The 15,144-nt window shown below is 66.2% G+C and carries 16 protein-coding genes; 6 read left to right on the top strand and 10 right to left on the bottom strand.

Annotation, left to right across the window (positions count from 1 at the left end; all coding sequences use genetic code 11):
- The first annotated feature begins 52 nt into the window (after nucleotides 1-52).
- Both J0X27_RS15580 and J0X27_RS15575 read left to right on the top strand, forming a co-directional pair.
- The gene (locus tag J0X27_RS15580; RefSeq protein WP_207270061.1) at nucleotides 53-760 is read left to right on the top strand and encodes a class I SAM-dependent methyltransferase; all 708 of its coding nucleotides are present in this window, start codon (nucleotides 53-55) and stop codon (nucleotides 758-760) included.
- Nucleotides 761-831: 71 nt separating this feature from the next.
- The gene (locus J0X27_RS15575; RefSeq protein WP_207270060.1) at nucleotides 832-1,731 is read left to right on the top strand and encodes a glycosyltransferase family 2 protein; all 900 of its coding nucleotides are present in this window, start codon (nucleotides 832-834) and stop codon (nucleotides 1,729-1,731) included.
- 158 nt (nucleotides 1,732-1,889) lie between these two features.
- Here the strand turns inward: J0X27_RS15575 and J0X27_RS15570 are convergent, their stop codons facing one another.
- From J0X27_RS15570 to J0X27_RS15560, 3 genes are all read right to left on the bottom strand, one after another.
- Nucleotides 1,890-2,108 (bottom strand): DUF2267 domain-containing protein, encoded by a 219-nt coding sequence (locus J0X27_RS15570; protein WP_207270059.1) that lies wholly within the window; start codon nucleotides 2,106-2,108, stop codon nucleotides 1,890-1,892.
- Nucleotides 2,109-2,237: 129 nt separating this feature from the next.
- Nucleotides 2,238-3,221, bottom strand: a complete 984-nt coding sequence (locus tag J0X27_RS15565) for an LLM class flavin-dependent oxidoreductase (RefSeq protein ID WP_207270058.1) — start codon at nucleotides 3,219-3,221, stop codon at nucleotides 2,238-2,240.
- Between the two features lie 55 nt (nucleotides 3,222-3,276).
- Nucleotides 3,277-4,869, bottom strand: a complete 1,593-nt coding sequence (locus tag J0X27_RS15560) for an amidohydrolase (protein ID WP_207270057.1) — start codon at nucleotides 4,867-4,869, stop codon at nucleotides 3,277-3,279.
- Nucleotides 4,870-5,050: 181 nt separating this feature from the next.
- On the opposite strand from J0X27_RS15560, the gene J0X27_RS15555 reads away from it, so the two are divergent.
- From J0X27_RS15555 to J0X27_RS15545, 3 genes are all read left to right on the top strand, one after another.
- Nucleotides 5,051-5,437, top strand: coding sequence for a hypothetical protein (locus J0X27_RS15555; RefSeq protein WP_207270056.1), 387 nt, complete (start codon nucleotides 5,051-5,053; stop codon nucleotides 5,435-5,437).
- Nucleotides 5,438-5,646: 209 nt separating this feature from the next.
- Nucleotides 5,647-6,924, top strand: a complete 1,278-nt coding sequence (gene hmgA / locus J0X27_RS15550) for a hydroxymethylglutaryl-CoA reductase (NADPH) (RefSeq protein WP_207270055.1) — start codon at nucleotides 5,647-5,649, stop codon at nucleotides 6,922-6,924.
- A gap of 209 nt (nucleotides 6,925-7,133) precedes the next feature.
- A complete protein-coding gene (locus tag J0X27_RS15545; protein ID WP_207270054.1) occupies nucleotides 7,134-8,249 on the top strand; it encodes an ATP-binding protein in 1,116 nt (371 codons plus the stop codon).
- Nucleotides 8,250-8,277: 28 nt separating this feature from the next.
- Here J0X27_RS15545 and J0X27_RS15540 read toward each other — a convergent pair whose 3' ends face one another.
- Both J0X27_RS15540 and J0X27_RS15535 read right to left on the bottom strand, forming a co-directional pair.
- Nucleotides 8,278-8,802, bottom strand: a complete 525-nt coding sequence (locus tag J0X27_RS15540; protein WP_207270053.1) for a DUF5817 domain-containing protein — start codon at nucleotides 8,800-8,802, stop codon at nucleotides 8,278-8,280.
- Nucleotides 8,803-8,910: 108 nt separating this feature from the next.
- On the bottom strand, nucleotides 8,911-9,243 hold the full coding sequence (locus tag J0X27_RS15535) for an SMR family transporter (RefSeq protein WP_207270052.1): 333 nt from the start codon (nucleotides 9,241-9,243) through the stop codon (nucleotides 8,911-8,913).
- A gap of 136 nt (nucleotides 9,244-9,379) precedes the next feature.
- Here J0X27_RS15535 and J0X27_RS15530 point away from each other — a divergent pair, with 136 nt between their 5' ends.
- On the top strand, nucleotides 9,380-9,721 hold the full coding sequence (locus J0X27_RS15530) for a cupin domain-containing protein (RefSeq protein ID WP_097379793.1): 342 nt from the start codon (nucleotides 9,380-9,382) through the stop codon (nucleotides 9,719-9,721).
- Nucleotides 9,722-9,825: 104 nt separating this feature from the next.
- Here the strand turns inward: J0X27_RS15530 and J0X27_RS15525 are convergent, their stop codons facing one another.
- The 5 genes from J0X27_RS15525 to J0X27_RS15505 form a co-directional block, all read right to left on the bottom strand.
- Nucleotides 9,826-9,984, bottom strand: coding sequence for a hypothetical protein (locus J0X27_RS15525; RefSeq protein WP_207270051.1), 159 nt, complete (start codon nucleotides 9,982-9,984; stop codon nucleotides 9,826-9,828).
- Between the two features lie 115 nt (nucleotides 9,985-10,099).
- Nucleotides 10,100-10,579, bottom strand: coding sequence for a GNAT family N-acetyltransferase (locus J0X27_RS15520; protein ID WP_207270050.1), 480 nt, complete (start codon nucleotides 10,577-10,579; stop codon nucleotides 10,100-10,102).
- Nucleotides 10,580-10,645: 66 nt separating this feature from the next.
- Nucleotides 10,646-11,413: a Nif3-like dinuclear metal center hexameric protein gene (locus tag J0X27_RS15515; protein WP_207270049.1), complete on the bottom strand. Its 768-nt coding sequence runs from the start codon at nucleotides 11,411-11,413 to the stop codon at nucleotides 10,646-10,648.
- Between the two features lie 102 nt (nucleotides 11,414-11,515).
- A complete protein-coding gene (locus J0X27_RS15510) occupies nucleotides 11,516-13,981 on the bottom strand; it encodes a cbb3-type cytochrome c oxidase subunit I (RefSeq protein ID WP_207270048.1) in 2,466 nt (821 codons plus the stop codon).
- Between the two features lie 281 nt (nucleotides 13,982-14,262).
- A complete protein-coding gene (locus tag J0X27_RS15505; protein WP_207270047.1) occupies nucleotides 14,263-15,096 on the bottom strand; it encodes a glycerophosphodiester phosphodiesterase in 834 nt (277 codons plus the stop codon).
- Between the last annotated feature and the right edge of the window lie 48 nt (nucleotides 15,097-15,144).

The following is a 15,144-nucleotide window of genomic DNA, read 5'->3' as shown; positions in this document are numbered from 1 at the left end:
TCGGCGGACTCCAGTATCGTTTTATCCTCTCACAATAGTAGATTCGCCCAGTGTGAAAGGACAGGAGTGGTACCAAGCCGACGATATCGCCGAGGAATACGACGACAAGCGGTTCTCCCGGGGCGGACAGCTGATCGACCGCCGCGAAAAGGAGGCCGTCCTCGAGGCCATCATGCCCGTCGAAGACCGGAAGGTCCTCGAAATCGCCTGTGGTACCGGGCGATTCACGGTCATGTTGGCCCACCAGGGCGCCGACGTGGTCGGATTGGACATCTCGGCGGCGATGTTACAGCAAGGACGACGCAAAACGCAGGATACCGAGCTCGCGGGCAGCCTCGAGTTCCTCCGGGGCGACGCGGGTCGGCTGCCGTTCCCGGACGATCACTTCGATACCGTCGTCGCGATGCGGTTTTTCCATCTCGCGGACGATCCCGAGGGCTTCCTCGAGGAGATGCGCCGTGTTTCCCGCGACCAGATCGTCTTCGATACGTTCAACCGGTTTTCGACGCGGAGCGTCTACAACTGGGCGCTCCCGATGGGATCGCGACTCTACTCGAAAAGCGAAGTCGCGGTGCTCCTCGCGAAGACGGACCTCACGCTCGTCGACGTCGAGGACGACTTCCTCCTTCCGTACGGGCTCTACCGCTCGATCCCCAACGGGTTCGCGTCACCGCTCCGGGCGCTCGACGAGGCGGTCGGGAAGCTCCCGATCGCCGACCACTTCGCGTCGGTCTCCTACTGGAACGCGCGGGTTCGATGACCGGACCGAACCGAACGATGGAGTCGATCTGAAACCCACCTATTTACTATTCGGACCCCCTATTGGCTCGTATGGAGCTCTCGGTAGTCGTGTCGACGCTCAACGACCGGGAGCAGTTGCTGTCGTGTCTCGACGCCCTCGCGGACCGGACGCCGTCGTCGACGGAGATCATCGTCGTCAACGGTCCCTCCTCGGACGGAACCACCGGGACGGTCCGAGAGCGCGACGACGTCGACGTCCTCGTCGAGATTTCCGAGCGAAACCGCAGCGTCTCTCGGAACGCCGGCCTCGAGGTCGCGACCGGAGACGTCATCGCCTTCCTCGACGGCGAGTACGCGATTGATACCGACTGGTATTCGGCCATCGACGACGCGATCACCACCGAGACGGCGATCGTTACCGGGCCCGTCACCGGCGGCCCGGTCGGAACGGCCGACCAGTCCTCACAGCGGATCGCCGGACGGACGGTGACGCTTTTCCACGGCGAAAACGTCGCGTTCGAGCGATCGGTCCTCGAGGCCATCGACGGGTTCGACGAGTACCTCGCGGAGGAAAGCGAACGCGACTGTGCCCATCGCGTGGCAACGATGGGCTGTGAGGTGACGTGGTCGGAGTCGATGGCCGCCCGCTGTGAGGTCGGAACCGACGGCGGTCGGGCCGATCCCGACTGGGGGGCGACCTACCGGTCGCTGTCCTATCGGCTCGCGAAAAACTACGGCCCGCGACCGAGCGTCCTCGCTCGAACTGCCGGAAGCGCACTCCGGGACGGCCTCAGCGGCGTTTATCGGTTGGCGTCCGGCGACGCCACGCCGACGGGCTGGGTGTCGGACGGGACCGACGTGGTCACGAACATCGCCCGTGGGCTGTGGGACGGCGTCCGGGCCCGATACGCCGATCGATCGACCCAGCGAAATCCCAACGGGATTTCGGAGCGACACGACCGGGCAGTCCAGATCTACGATCGTCGGTGAACGGCGACGGAATCGGCGTCGGCCCCTCACTCCTCCCGAGATGTCGGGTCCCGATCATCGAGGCGGGTCTGGGCCTCTCGTGACAGTCGCAGGCATCGTCGGTCGTTTCGACGCGCTCCGCGGTTTCGAGTCGTTCGTCGGACCACCCACGCGGACCGTCAGGCCGCCTCCCAGGGCTTGGTCTCGAGGTCGACGAACGCGAACAACCCCTCGAACTCGTCGGGCAACCGCGCTTCCGCGTGAGCCAGTTCCCCGCCGGGAACCCGTTCGCTGACGGGATCGACGACGGCCTCGATCCGGTGGACCGCCTCGGCCTGCCGGCCGGTCTCGATCCTGTGTTGTCCTTCGCCGATGAAATCAGCGTCGCTCGTGCTCACGGGAGTCGCCAGTGATCGACGGTGCGGGGGACCACCCCAAAAGCGCTAGCCGTGGATTCGCAAGGACTGTTCGTCGGTGTCAGCGCCGACCCTGCCGATACGAACGCGACGATCGCACCGACGCGGACGTTACAGTCGGTCCGGCGCGAGCGCCTCGATCGTCGTCTCCGTGACCTCGCTCGAGGCCGGTTCCGGAACGACGACGATCGGGTGGTCGATCCCCGTCTCGGCAACGAGCGTCCGGAGCTGGTCGCGGGCTTCCTCGGGCGTGCCGGCGACGCCGAGATCGGCGATCATGTCGTCGGTCACCGCGCTCGCGGCGGCCCGTTTGTCGCCCTCGCGCCACGCCTCGGCGATCCGATCCGCCGCCGTCGGAAACGCCGTCGCGACGGCCCGGCGGTACCCCTCACCGCTCCCGACGTAGTAGGCGACGTGCCGTCGCAGGGTCTCGCGAGCGTCGGCCGGCACCTCGCTGACCGCCGACGGAACGTAGGGTGCGATCGTGATCTCGTCGGGCTCCCGATCGCGTTCCCGCGCAGCCGTCGCGACCTCCTCGAACGCGTCCTCGAGGCGCGAGAAGGGGATGTTGTGCGGGATCCAGCCGTCGCACAGTCGGCCGACGACGCGCCGGTTGGCCGGCCCGAGTCCGGCGTGGTAGATCGGGACATCGGTTTCGACCGACGGAAAGTTCGCCGCCTCGAGCACCTCGCCCTCGTACTCGACGGCCTCGCCGGTACCGGCGGTGAACTCGCGAATCAGCTCGATCGTCTCGTGAGCACGCCGTACCGGTCGATCGAACGCCATTCCGTGGAGGCCCTCGACTGCGGTCGCCGTACTCGTCCCGAGCCCGAGCGTGAACCGTCCCTCGGAGGCACGGGCAAGCGAGGTGGCCGTCATCGCGAGGACGGCCGGCGACCGGGAGTAAACGTTCAAAATCGCGGTGCCGATGCCGATCTCGTCGGTCCGGCAGGCCATCTCGGTTGCCTGCACCACGCCGCTTTCGCCCCAGAGCTCGCCGACCCAGACGGCGTCGTATCCCTGCGATTCGGCTCGAACGGCGATATCCCCGAGATTCACGTCGCCGAACGACGTGACCATGAGTCCAACGTCCATGCTCCCGCCGTTGCTCCCCAGCGACAAAAATCGACTCCCCAGAAGGGGGCGACGGTCACGTCGGTCGGTCGTCGAAGACCACATCGCCGTCGACGAGCGTCATCGTGACCTCGATCTCGTCGATCCGATCCGAGTGGGCCCACGGAGACTCCTCGAGCACGACCAGATCCCCACGCGTGCCGGGCTCGAGGGCCCCGAGCCGATCGCCGTCGAAACCGGCCTCGGCCCCGCCCTGTGTGTAGGCACGGAGTGCGTCCGTAACGGACAGTCGCTGTGCGTCCGTCGGCGCGTTCACCGCATGCTGGACCCCCAATAGCGGGTCGAGAGGCATACAGTCCGACCCGAACGCGAGGGTGACGCCCGCCTCGAGGACTCGGCGGAACCGGTTCGTCCGATCGCGTCGGCCCTCGCCCAGCCGCCTGTCGTAGAGCCCACCCGCCGCCGCCCAGCGGAGGAAGTTCGGCTGCATCGACGCGACGATCCCGGCCTCGGCCATGCGCTCGAGGTGGTCGTCGGTCGCCAGCTCCGCGTGTTCGATCCGGTGGCGCGAGCAGTCGGGATCGGCGGTCGACTCGAGGGCCGACAGCGTCTCCTCGATCGCGTCGTCGCCGATGGCGTGGACGCAAAGCTGGAATCCCTCGGCGTCGGCGCGCTCGACGAGGTCGTCGAGGTCGGCGGGGTCGACGACCCACTGCCCACGCTCGTCGGTCGCGTCGTCGGAAGTTGCCAGTTCGGCGGCGTCGTCGCGACCGGCGTCCGCATACGGCTCCCGCAACTTCGCCGTCCGACTCCCGAAACTCCCATCGGAGAAGGACTTGATCGCGCCGGTCCGGACGCGCCCGTCGCCGTCGTTCGTCCCCACTCCGACCTCGACGAGTGCCTCGAGGTGGTCGCTCCAGTAGTCGATCCGGACGCGCAACGGGAGATCGCCGTCGGCGGCCATGTCGCGGTAGACGCGCGGGGCGACGGAGCCACGAACCTTGTCGTGGACGCCGGTAACACCGCGTTCGACCGCGTCCGCCGTCGCCGCTGCGAGAAGCGTTCGCATCTCCTCGCAGTCGGCCGTGAGCCGCTCTCTGACCACCGTGGCCGCATCCTCGACGGCGACGCCGGTCGGCTCGCCGTCCTCGTGTCGAAGGTCGGCGTCGGGAAGGTCGTCCGCGAGGCGCTCGAGAGCGACCGTGTTCAGCGACGCGGTATGCAGGTCCACTCGCATCGCGACGACCGGCCGCTCCTCGCTGACGCGGTCGAGTTCCGTCCGCGTGAGCGGCGTCGAATCCGCCGCCGACCACTCGCTCTCGTCGTAGCCGAACCCGAGGACCCATTCGCGATCGGGGTCGTCGTCCGCGTCTGCCCGAAGCAGATCGACACACTCCCCGGCGGAGGCGGCGGTCGAGAGGTCCGCGTGGACCAGGTGCTGTCCCAGTTGCTCCATGTGCGTGTGCGCGTCGATGAACCCCGGCAGAACGACGCGACCGCCGCAGTCGATCACGTCGGTTTCGACTCCCGCGAGGAACTCGAGTTCGTCCGTGGCTCCGAGCCGGACGATTTCGCCATCGCGGATCGCGACTGCCTCGTGGACGCTGTCGGGTTCGGTGAGCGTATGGACCTCCGCGTCGATCAGCAAGCGATCGGCGGCCTCCGTCATGGGAGTGAGCCCGCGGTCGAGTAGCAAAAGAATTGGGACCGAGAACGGATCGGTTGGACGCGCCTCGGCGAGTGGCAGCTCGAGTGTAAGGAACGCCAAACGCCGAAATACGGACGTAACGCCGGCCTACAAACGCGATCCGGGCACAAGGTTGACGTAGCCGTTCGTGGACTGTCCTCCTATGATCGATCGCGAAAGCCGCATCGTGTTCGGCTCGTTGCTCCTGTTCGTCCTCGCGCACGCCGGCTCGAGCGTCGTCGATCGCCAGTTCGGGATCGCGCTGACCGAGCGGCCGTTGCTGTCGTTTCTCCTGTTTGCCGGCGTCGCCGTCGCACTCCCCCAGCTGTATCTCGCGGTCACGGACGGCGGGCTGTCCCCACGAAGCAGGCTCCGGTTCGTCGCGGTCGCCACGGCCACGTTTGCGGTCGCGTTCGCCGCCGACGCCGACGGCCTTTACAATCTCCTGATCGCGACGATCGGCACCGCCTCGCTCCTCGGACTGCTCTGTTATGAAGTCCTCGCGGACTACCGCGCCGCCAGCGACGGCCCCGTGATCGGTCTCTCGTAGTCGGGTCGCAGTATCGGTGCGTGACCGACGCGATCCCGGTTTCGGGCACGATGTCTCGGAACGGCTCCGAACTCGGCGCGGGCGATCGGGACGCGACGGCAGCGGAACCACGGAGCGGGTCCAGTCGGTGACGCTCTCGAACCCGGTCGACCGCGCTCGAGCCACGACGATCAGCAACTGTTAGGGCCCACCACCCTCTTGGCCCATCCATGACAGACCCCGAGGAACTCGCCGAACGGGTGCGCGAGGGCGACCTCCGCATTCACGAACTCGAGGATCACGCCGACTACGACACCGCGGCCCGGGCTCGCCGACTGTTCATCGAACGGGAAACGGGAACGGAGCTCGAAGCGATCGGGGAGTACGCCTTCCCCGCCGAGCAGGCGGATCCGAACATCGAGAACATGATCGGCGCGGCACAGGTACCGATGGGCGTCGTCGGTCCCGTCCCCGTCAACGGCGAGGGGACCTCACCGACCTCGCAGAACTCCCCGAGTTCCGCGAACGACGGCGGCGCGGCCGACGGCGAACACTACCTGCCGCTCGCGACGACCGAAGGCGCGCTCCTGGCGTCGGTCAACCGCGGGCTCTCGGTAATCGGCGCGGCCGGCGGAGCCGACGCCCGCGTCACGAAAAACGGGATGACTCGAGCGCCGGTCTTTCGGGTTGGGGGCGTCGTCGAGGCCGCCGAGACCGTCGAGTGGGTCGAAGCGAACTTCGAGGCCCTGCGCGAGGCCGCCGAATCGACGACGAGCCACGGCGAACTGCTCGACATCGAGCCCTATGTCGTCGGCGACTCGGTCTACCTCCGGTTTGCCTACGACACCAAGGACGCGATGGGGATGAACATGGCGACGATCGCGACCGGCGAGGCCTGCGAACTCGTCGAGGCTGAAACCCCTGCCTCGCTCGTGGCGCTCTCGGGCAACCTCTGTTCGGACAAGAAACCCGCGGCCGTCAACGCCGTCGAGGGACGGGGCCGCTCTGTCACCGCCGACGCCGTGATCCCCGGCGACCTCCTCGAGGAGCGACTCCACACGACCGCCGACGCCATCGCCGAGGCCAACACCCGAAAGAACCTGATCGGCAGCGCCAAGGCGGGCAGTCTGGGGTTCAACGCCCACGCAGCCAACGTGGTCGGCGCGGCCTTCCTCGCGACCGGACAGGACGAGGCCCAGGTCGTCGAAGCGGCCAACACGATCACGACGATGGACGCTCGCGAGCGCGAGGACGGCTCCACCGACCTCTACGCCAGCGTCTCGCTTGCCTCCCTCGAGGTCGGCACCGTCGGTGGCGGGACGACGCTGTCGACGCAGTCCGAAGCGCTCGAGATCCTCGGTCTCCGCGGCGGGGGCGATCCGCCGGGGTCCAACGCCGACGCACTCGCCGAGATCATCGCCGTCGGCGCGCTCGCCGGCGAACTCTCCCTGCTCGGTGCGCTGTCCTCGCGACACCTCGCGAGCGCCCACGAGGATCTGGGGCGGTAGGAGTCGGGTTCAGAGGCAGGCTATCCCATTACGGACGCGCTCCGGGGAACGCCGGCCGTCAATAGATTAACTCCACCAGTAGTAATCATATATCCAATATTTGTTCGGATAGAACTGGTTGCTTCGAGAGCACTTTATTCGGCAGGTACAAGGGGGCCCAACAGTCAATCTGCCAGAACTCATAAGCGTAATGAGAACATACTATTTCCATGGCTCAGCGCTGGCTCCGGACGAACGCCGCCCGCCTCGTTGGCGCGTTCGGAACGGCGCTGTTTTTGCTCGCGGTGGGGCACCACGCGACCGAGTTTTCCACCCACGACGGGATGGGGCCGATCCTCGCAGTGGTTCTCGATGGGGCCCCGGCACTGGGCCTCGTCTTCGTCGGGTACCGGCTTTCCGATAGCGATCTCTCGACCGATGGCCGGTGGACCGTGTGGCTCTGGTGTCTCGCCGGAGCCGTCCTGATCGGGGCCGTCATGGGTGCCACGGTCCTCGTACGGACGCTCGAGGGGCGGACCATCGCCGAACCCGTCTTCCCGCTGCTGGTCGCAGTCGAAGCAGGGGCCATCGCGGGCAGCGTCGCCGGCTACTACAACGCTCGAGCGCGGGCGGATGCCCGGCAGGCGGAAAGGGTGACCGACGCGTTCGTGTTCGTCAATACCCTCATCCGTCACGATCTGCGCAACGACCTGAACGTAATCCAGGGCTACGCCGACTCGATGGCGACGGCTCCCGAACCGGATGCCGACGACCCAACAGTCATCCTCGAGAAGACCGCCGAGGCGCTCACCCGTATCGAAACGACGGAAGCGATCGCGGACGTTCTGATCGGCGATCCGGACTTCGAGCCGATCGATCTCGCGGCGATCACCGCCGAGATGGCCACTCGAGTCGACGAGACGTTCGAGGTGGACGTAACGACCGACCTCCCCGAGCGGGCCTGCGTCACCGCCAACCCCGGACTGCGATCGGTCGTCGACAACGTCCTCGAAAACGCCGCCGAACACAACGATGCCGACGAGCCACGGATCCACGTCGAGGTGACGGTCGCATCGGAGACGGTCCGACTGTCCGTCCGGGATAACGGACCGGGGATTCCCGACGCACGGAAGGGAGCGATCTTCGAGACAAGCGCGGACGGATCCACGGGTGGGCTCTCGCTGGTCGGCACCCTGATCGACGGCTACGGCGGGACGGCACGGATCGAGGACAACGACCCTCGGGGCACGGTTTTCGTCGTGGAACTTCCCCGAGCGACCGATCCGAACAGCAACGACGATCCAGTCGATGCAGTCGAAACAGCCCGGTCGAGAGCAGCCGGGTGACCGCAACGCCGTCGGTACTGTCCGCGACTCAGAGCAGTCGGTACCGTCCGCGACTCTCGCTGACGACGCCGCGTCGCGTGAGCTTCTCGAGTATCGTTCTGACGGAGTCGGCCCCGACCCCACGTTCGGCGGCGTAGTCGACGACGTCGGCTTCGGTCGGTTCCTCGAGGCGCTCGAGTGCGCGCTCGACGATCTCTTTCTTACTGCCACTCCGGGTGGGCCCGCGCGGATCCCGGTCACCGGCCGCGTCGATCTCGTCGACGTCCAGTCCGGCTTCCTCGAGGTACTCGTCGTCGTCGACGACGCCGTCGGCCACGTCGTCCTCGAGGGCACGGAAGGAATCGAGTTCGGCGAAGGCCTCGCCCTCGCCCTGCCGGTTCGCGAGCATCGATGCGCGCACGTCGCGAGCGTGGGCGACGTCGTCGGTCTCGACGAATTTCTTGCGCTTCTCGTAGGCCCGGCGTGAGCCACAGCGGGGACACTGGGTCGTCTCCGATCGGCCCTCGATGATCCAGAGGTTCGAACACTCGCTACAGCCGACGACGGCGTACATGTCTCGGAGTGGTCCCTCGGGATAGTTCAACGTTCGGCACGCGGAGTGAAACTGGTCGGTTCCGTCGACGACCGTCCCGCGAGTATCGCCGCCGAGAAACCGGGACGGTCAGTGCGCGGAGACGTCGGAGACGATGTTCAGACAGTAGACGCCCGCGAGGATGAGGCCGACGCCGATGACGGCCGCTCCATCGAGCCGTTCGTCGAACGCCACCACCCCGACCGACACGATGCCGACGATACCGAGTGCGGCCCACGTCGCGTAGACGATGCCGACCGGCAACTCCTCGAGGGTAAGCGAGAGGAGGTAGAACGCGAGGCCGTAGCCGACGAGAACGCCGAGACTGGGGAGTGGCCGCGAGAAGCCCTCGGAGAGTTTGAGCGCCGTCGTTCCCAACAGCTCGGAGAGGATCGCTCCGGTGAGGATGGCGTACGGATTCATACGACGCCATAGTCATAGAAAGTTGATGTTTGTTTCGAAACGTGATGCGGACCGAACCCACGAGACGATCGACCGAGTGTGGCTGCAGCCGCCGATATCCGCGGAATTATGTCGGTCGCCCCCGTCGGAACTGCGTATGGAACGCGTTTCGCTCGACGACTGCGAGCCGTCGGAAGCGGCTGACGGCGTCCACCTGGCACTGATGGCCGGCACCGACTCGATGAACGTCCAACACTTCGAGATCGAGCCCGGTGCCGTCGTCGACGAGCACAGCCACCCACACGAGCAAACCGGCTTCATCGTCGCGGGCGAACTCGTCTTTCTCGTCGACGGAACGGAACTCGTCTGCGAACCGGGCGATTCCTACGCGATTCCGGGCGACCAGCCCCACGCCGCCGAAAACCGGGGCGACGAGACCGTCCGCGGGATCGACATCTTCAGCCCGCCACGCGAAAACCCGAGCTGGCAGTCCGATTGATCGGGCGAGCAGCCTCGAGCCGTCACACTATCGTAGTCACTGAAACGAGTTACACACTGATCGCAACGCCGTCGTGCGATCAGGTGTGCAATGACTTTCGGTGACTACGATAGGAGCGCGGTTACCAGCTGGAAGAAGACGAACAGCCCGACGCCGGTAATCGCGACCGCGAGCCCGAGGGGAAGGGCGATACGGAGGGTCTTCCGGACCGCAGCTGCCGTTGTCGACGCCGCTTTCGTGGGAAGGTAAATCGCCTGTGCCATACCGGCGACACCAGATGCACGGACTTGAACTTCAGTCAGACGGACGACAGACGCCCTCTCGACTGGGGTATCGGTGAGCCAGGGACCAACGGCGGTCCGCAGGTCCCCTCGTCGATCACTGCAGTCGTTTTCGCATCTCGACGTGTGGAATGCCTGCCTCCTCGAACTCGTCGCCAACCTGTTCGTACCCGTGCTCTCGATAGAACCCGACGACGCGGGTTTGAGCGTGCAACACGAGGAGTCCGAGACCCCGCGATTCGGCGCACGTTTCGGCGGCGTCCATCAGCGCCTGGCCGACCCCCTCACCCCGGCGTGAACGACGGACGGCGACGCGTTCGACCTTGCCGACGTCGCCTGCGCCGTCCGTGTCGATCGCCTCGGGTTCCTCCAGATCCGCGACGTCCGTGAGGCGTCGAAGCCGCGCGGCTCCGATCGCTTCGTCGCCGTCGACGGCGACCAGATGCGTCGCCTCGCTGTCGTGGTCGTCGTATTCGAGCGCCTCGTCGACGCCCTGTTCCTCGACGAACACCTCGCGACGAACCGCGAACGCAGCCCCCCGATCGGCCTCGTTCTCCGCGACTCGTACCTCGAGCATCGCCCCATCGTAGGGCGACCACGTCCGAGAACGTTCCGATATCGGGCGTCGGCGCGGCTCCGATCGCTACAGTCCGGTCGGCACGTCGAGGAAGGTCGTCTCGAGGCCCCATTCGCCGACCAGTTCCTGGAGCGACCGCACGCCGAACGTCTCCGTCGCGTAGTGCCCGGCGAGGAAGACGTGGATCCCGGCCTCCTGGGCCTCGTGGTAGGCTTTCCCCTTCCCCTCTCCCGTGACGAGCGCGTCGGCGTCGGCCGCGACGGCGTCGTCGAGCCAGTCGGTGCCGCTGCCGGTGACGATCGCCACGTCCTCGATCCGGTCGGGGCCGAAATCGAGGTGCTGGACGGGCTGGCCGCCCGTGTCGAGGCCGGCCTCGAGTCGCTCGCGTACCTCGTCGGGCGCGGAGGGGTCGGCTGCCCGCCCGCGCTGGCCGACGTACTCGGGACCGAGTTCGCCGAAGGGGGATCGATCCTCGAGGCCGAGCAGGTCGGCGACGCCGGCGGCGTTGCCCAGTTCCTGATGGCCGTCCAGCGGGAGGTGTGAGACGTACAACGCCAGGTCGTTTTCGATCAGGGGGGCGATCCGGTCGTAGGTTCGTCCCGTCACGCGATCGAAGCCGCCCCACGAGAGCCCGTGGTGGACGACGAGCAGGTCCGCGTCGGCCTCGATCGCCCTCTCGAACGTCTCGCGGACGCCGTCGACGGCGACGGCGACGCGTTCGATCTCGCCCTCATCCGGCCCGACCTGCAGGCCGTTCGCGCTGGCGTCGAGGTCGGCGTAGTCGGCGGTTCCAAGCTCCTCGTCGAGTCGGTCGACGATCCTCGAGAGTTCCATACCTCTCGTTGACCGGGGATCTCCTTGTATCGGCTGGTTTCAGCCGGTCGTACGACGGCCTCGAGTGTGGCTCGCTTCTCACGCGTAGAAATCACGACCGTGCTACATGAGATAGAACAGCGGGAACAGGATCACCCAGACGATGTCGACGAAGTGCCAGTAGAGCCCGAAGTACTCGACTGGCCGGTGGTCCCGGAGGTAGGCGTCGACGGACACGACGCGGTAGATCATGAACCCGGCGATGAGCAAGCCGAGGATGACGTGGAGCGCGTGCAGCCCCGTCGTCACGAAGTACATCGAGTACTGGAGTTCGGTGAACCAGTAGATGTCGTGGGCGAACTCCTGTCCCCACTCGTAGCCTTTGATTCCGAGGAACGTGAGCCCGAGCACCAGCGTGGCCCCCAGCGACGCCAGCAGGCCGCGCTTGTGCTCGCGTTGGGCCATCACCAGTGCGAGGATGACCGTGAAACTCGAGGTCAATAGGACGTAGGTGTTGACGAGACCGATCACCTCGGAGGGCGGGACGGGCTCGATCTCGCCCCAGCCGGTGTGGAGCCGCATGAACACGTACGCCCCGATGACAGCACCGAAGACGACGACGTCGGATGCGAGGAAGAACCAGACGCCGGTTTTCGTGGTTCCGACGCCCTCGAAGGGCCACCGCTCGGCGATCGCCATCTCGGGGGCGTCGAACCGCTCGCGACCGTACTCGAAGAGCGTGACCAGGAGGATTCCGACACCGACGACCGAGAGCACGGGATAGACTAGAGTGGTCGAACCGACGCCGGAAACCTCCGCCCCGCGTGCGGTGGCGAACTCGGCGACCCACGGGGTCAGCCCCGACAGCCCGAGGAACGTGACGAACATGCCGATCCCGATTCCGAACGGCCAGATACTCGCGTGATCCTCGTGGCCCGCCTCGAGGGGCTCGGGGTGGTCGACTCGCTCGTGGCCGGTCGCCCCGCCGTCGGTCGCGGTCGCATCGTCGACGAACTCGAGGCGGCCGGTGGCGTAGCTGGGCCGATCGGGCCAGTTCTCGAGCGGTGGCGGCGAGGTGGTCGCCCACTCGGCGGTTCGGGCAAACGCCCACGGGTTGTCGGGTGCGTCGGGGCCCGAAACCAGGCTCTTCGCGAGCGTGACGAAGACGAGCAGGACGGACAGACCGAGGACGAACGCCCCGACGGTCGCCAGCTGGTGGTAGAGCTGTGCCCCCTCGCCGTAGTGGAAGACACGCCGGGGCGTCTCCCAGGCGATGAACATCGGGAAGTACAGCAGGTTGAACCCGAAGAAGTAGACGGCGAAGCTGAGTTTACCGAGCCGCTCGGAGTACATCTTTCCGGTGATCTTGGGCCACCAGTAGTAGAGCCCGCCGATCAGCGCGGTGACGCCCGCGACCATCACGTAGTGGAAGTGAGCGACGACCCAGTAGGTGCCACGGAACTCGTAGTCGAGGACGACGGCACCCAGGAAGACGCCCGTAATGCCGCCGATGATGAACAACACGAGCGCACCCAGCGTGAAGAGAAACGGCGTCGTAAACCGGACGCGACCCTTGACCATGGTATAGATTATCGCGAAGACCATCAGGTCGAAGGGTAACGAGATCCCGATCGTCGTCGCCATAAAGAGCGTCTTGATCGGGAGGTTGATCGTGGTCAGGAACATGTGGTGCATCCAGACCAGGAAAGACTGCACCGCCACTAGGACCATCGCGATGATGACCCACTTCCGACCGACGAGTCGGCGTCCGGTAAACGTCTGTACCGTCTCGAGCATGATCCCCAGCGCGGGGAAGAAGACGATGTACACCTCCGGATGGCCGAAGAACCAGAAGAGATGCCCCCACAGCAGGCTCGAACCCTGCCCCGTCGACGAGAAATACTGCGTCAGCAGGATACGGTCGGTGAGCATGAGGATCAATGCGGCCAGCAACGCCGCGAAGGCAAACAGCATCATCCAGACGGTCAGCAGCGTCCCCCAGGTGAACAGCGGCATGTTCCAGAGGCCGAGTCCCTCGGCGCGACAGGTGTGTATCGTCGTCAGGAAATTCACCGTACTGAGGGTAGTCGACATGACGAACAGCGTCAGGGCGAGGATCGTCGTGTTCCCGCCCATGGTCAGCGAATAGCCGGGATTGTAGATCGGCACGTTCAGCGGGGCGTACATGTACCAGCCGTTGGCCCACGACGTTCCCTGAAAGAACGAGAGCAAGACGAGAATCCCCGAAAACAGGTAGAACCAGTAGCTCAATGCATTTAGCCGCGGAAATGCGAGATCATTCGCCCCGATCTGCAAGGGGACGACGTAGTTCGCGAACGCGAAGCCAAGCGGCGAAATGAACCAGAACACCATCAGGAGTCCGTGGACCGAAACCGCCTGATTGTACTCGGTGTTCGTGAGCAGTCCGGTACCACCGGCCTCCCAGAGGTGGAGGCGAAACACCAGTGCCAGCACGCCGCCCGCCACGAGCAAGAACAGCGCGGTCACCAGGTAGAGGATCCCGACGTCTTTGTGGTTGGTCGTCACCAGCCACCGCTTGATCGTCGTCCGTGGGGGCAACTCACTCATCGGTGGCCACCTCCCTCCCTGGTCGGCGTCTCGAGTCGGCGTCGTCTCCGAACGATGCCGGGTCGGAGCGGCCGACGTCCCACCGGTCGAGACGACTCGTCGAAGACACGACTGAAACCATACTCAACACATCCTCATCACGATTTGCCGTATCAAGATGTCCGGTGCGTTTGCAAGCAGTACTCGACGGTTCGGTCCGTCTCGAATCCAGGAGATAGCCAGTAACAGTCCTCAGACCCGTCTCCCGGGACGATACGACGTCGACATCCCCTCCGCCGGCGTTACCGATCGCTCGAGCGCCCAGCCAATCCCGGATAGTCGGCGACGACCCCGTCGACGCCGGCGGCTGCGAGGTCGTCGAACTGGATCCAGTTCGTCGCCGTCCAGACGTTGACCGCCCGCCCCTCGTCGTGGGCCGCGGCGAGAACGTCGACCTCGGGCGCTCCGTCCGACAGCCCTGCGTACGCCGTCGCGGTCAGTTCCGTCCCGGCAATCGCGTTTCGCGGCGGGTGGATCGCCTCGCAGTCGTAGCGACGCGCGATCTCGAGGCCGGCCTCGAGGTCGTCCCAGAGCAACGGTGCGGCTGCGTACGCGGTCGTGGTCTCCCGGAACGCCGCGATTGCCCCCTCACAAAACGACGAAAAGAGGACGTCGCCGTCGAAGGCCCCACAGTCGGCGACGACGCGCTCGACGAACGGCTGCCACATCGCCCGTCGCTGGGCGCGCTCGTCCGGGGAAAGCGACTCGCCGATTCGCAGGTCCGTCGTCCCGGGGGTCTTCAGTTCCACGTTGATGCCGACCGTCTCCGGAACTGCCGCGAGTAGCTCCGACAGCGTCGGGATCGTGGCATCGGTTCCCAGCACCCGCGTCTCCCGTAGTTCCTCGAGGGGCGTCTCCCAGACGAGTCCGGTGGCGTCGGTGAGCGCTCGCCCGTCACGGCTCCCCGCGAGGTGCTCGTCGTGGACGACCACCGGCGTCCCGCAGGCCGCCGGCTGGACGTCGATCTCGAGCATCGCGGTCTCCTCGTGAGCTGCCGCCCGCTGGGCGGCAGCGACGGTGTTCTCGGGTGCGACGCCGGCGTAGCCGCGGTGTGCGATGACGGCGGGACGGACCATAGCGGGTCGACGACCGGCCGACTAATGGAAGCTCCGGAGACGGACGAG

Source organism: Natrinema longum, from assembly GCF_017352095.1.
GTDB classification, from domain to species: Archaea; Halobacteriota; Halobacteria; order Halobacteriales; family Natrialbaceae; genus Natrinema; species Natrinema longum.
The sequence above is the reverse complement of the archived record's forward strand: the minus strand, read 5'-3'. Positions and strand labels throughout refer to the sequence as shown.

What these genes read in the sequence shown, in the direction of transcription:
- J0X27_RS15575 (WP_207270060.1), top strand. Translation starts at nt 832, where the DNA reads ATGGAGCTCTCGGTAGTCGTGTCGACGCTCAACGACCGGGAGCAGTTG.
- J0X27_RS15565 (WP_207270058.1), bottom strand. Translation starts at nt 3,221, where the DNA reads ATGGACGTTGGACTCATGGTCACGTCGTTCGGCGACGTGAATCTCGGG.
- J0X27_RS15560 (WP_207270057.1), bottom strand. Translation starts at nt 4,869, where the DNA reads ATGACGGAGGCCGCCGATCGCTTGCTGATCGACGCGGAGGTCCATACG.
- J0X27_RS15555 (WP_207270056.1), top strand. Translation starts at nt 5,051, where the DNA reads ATGATCGATCGCGAAAGCCGCATCGTGTTCGGCTCGTTGCTCCTGTTC.
- hmgA (WP_207270055.1), top strand. Translation starts at nt 5,647, where the DNA reads ATGACAGACCCCGAGGAACTCGCCGAACGGGTGCGCGAGGGCGACCTC.
- J0X27_RS15545 (WP_207270054.1), top strand. Translation starts at nt 7,134, where the DNA reads ATGGCTCAGCGCTGGCTCCGGACGAACGCCGCCCGCCTCGTTGGCGCG.
- J0X27_RS15540 (WP_207270053.1), bottom strand. Translation starts at nt 8,802, where the DNA reads ATGTACGCCGTCGTCGGCTGTAGCGAGTGTTCGAACCTCTGGATCATC.
- J0X27_RS15535 (WP_207270052.1), bottom strand. Translation starts at nt 9,243, where the DNA reads ATGAATCCGTACGCCATCCTCACCGGAGCGATCCTCTCCGAGCTGTTG.
- J0X27_RS15530 (WP_097379793.1), top strand. Translation starts at nt 9,380, where the DNA reads ATGGAACGCGTTTCGCTCGACGACTGCGAGCCGTCGGAAGCGGCTGAC.
- J0X27_RS15525 (WP_207270051.1), bottom strand. Translation starts at nt 9,984, where the DNA reads ATGGCACAGGCGATTTACCTTCCCACGAAAGCGGCGTCGACAACGGCA.
- J0X27_RS15520 (WP_207270050.1), bottom strand. Translation starts at nt 10,579, where the DNA reads ATGCTCGAGGTACGAGTCGCGGAGAACGAGGCCGATCGGGGGGCTGCG.
- J0X27_RS15515 (WP_207270049.1), bottom strand. Translation starts at nt 11,413, where the DNA reads ATGGAACTCTCGAGGATCGTCGACCGACTCGACGAGGAGCTTGGAACC.
- J0X27_RS15510 (WP_207270048.1), bottom strand. Translation starts at nt 13,981, where the DNA reads ATGAGTGAGTTGCCCCCACGGACGACGATCAAGCGGTGGCTGGTGACG.
- J0X27_RS15505 (WP_207270047.1), bottom strand. Translation starts at nt 15,096, where the DNA reads ATGGTCCGTCCCGCCGTCATCGCACACCGCGGCTACGCCGGCGTCGCA.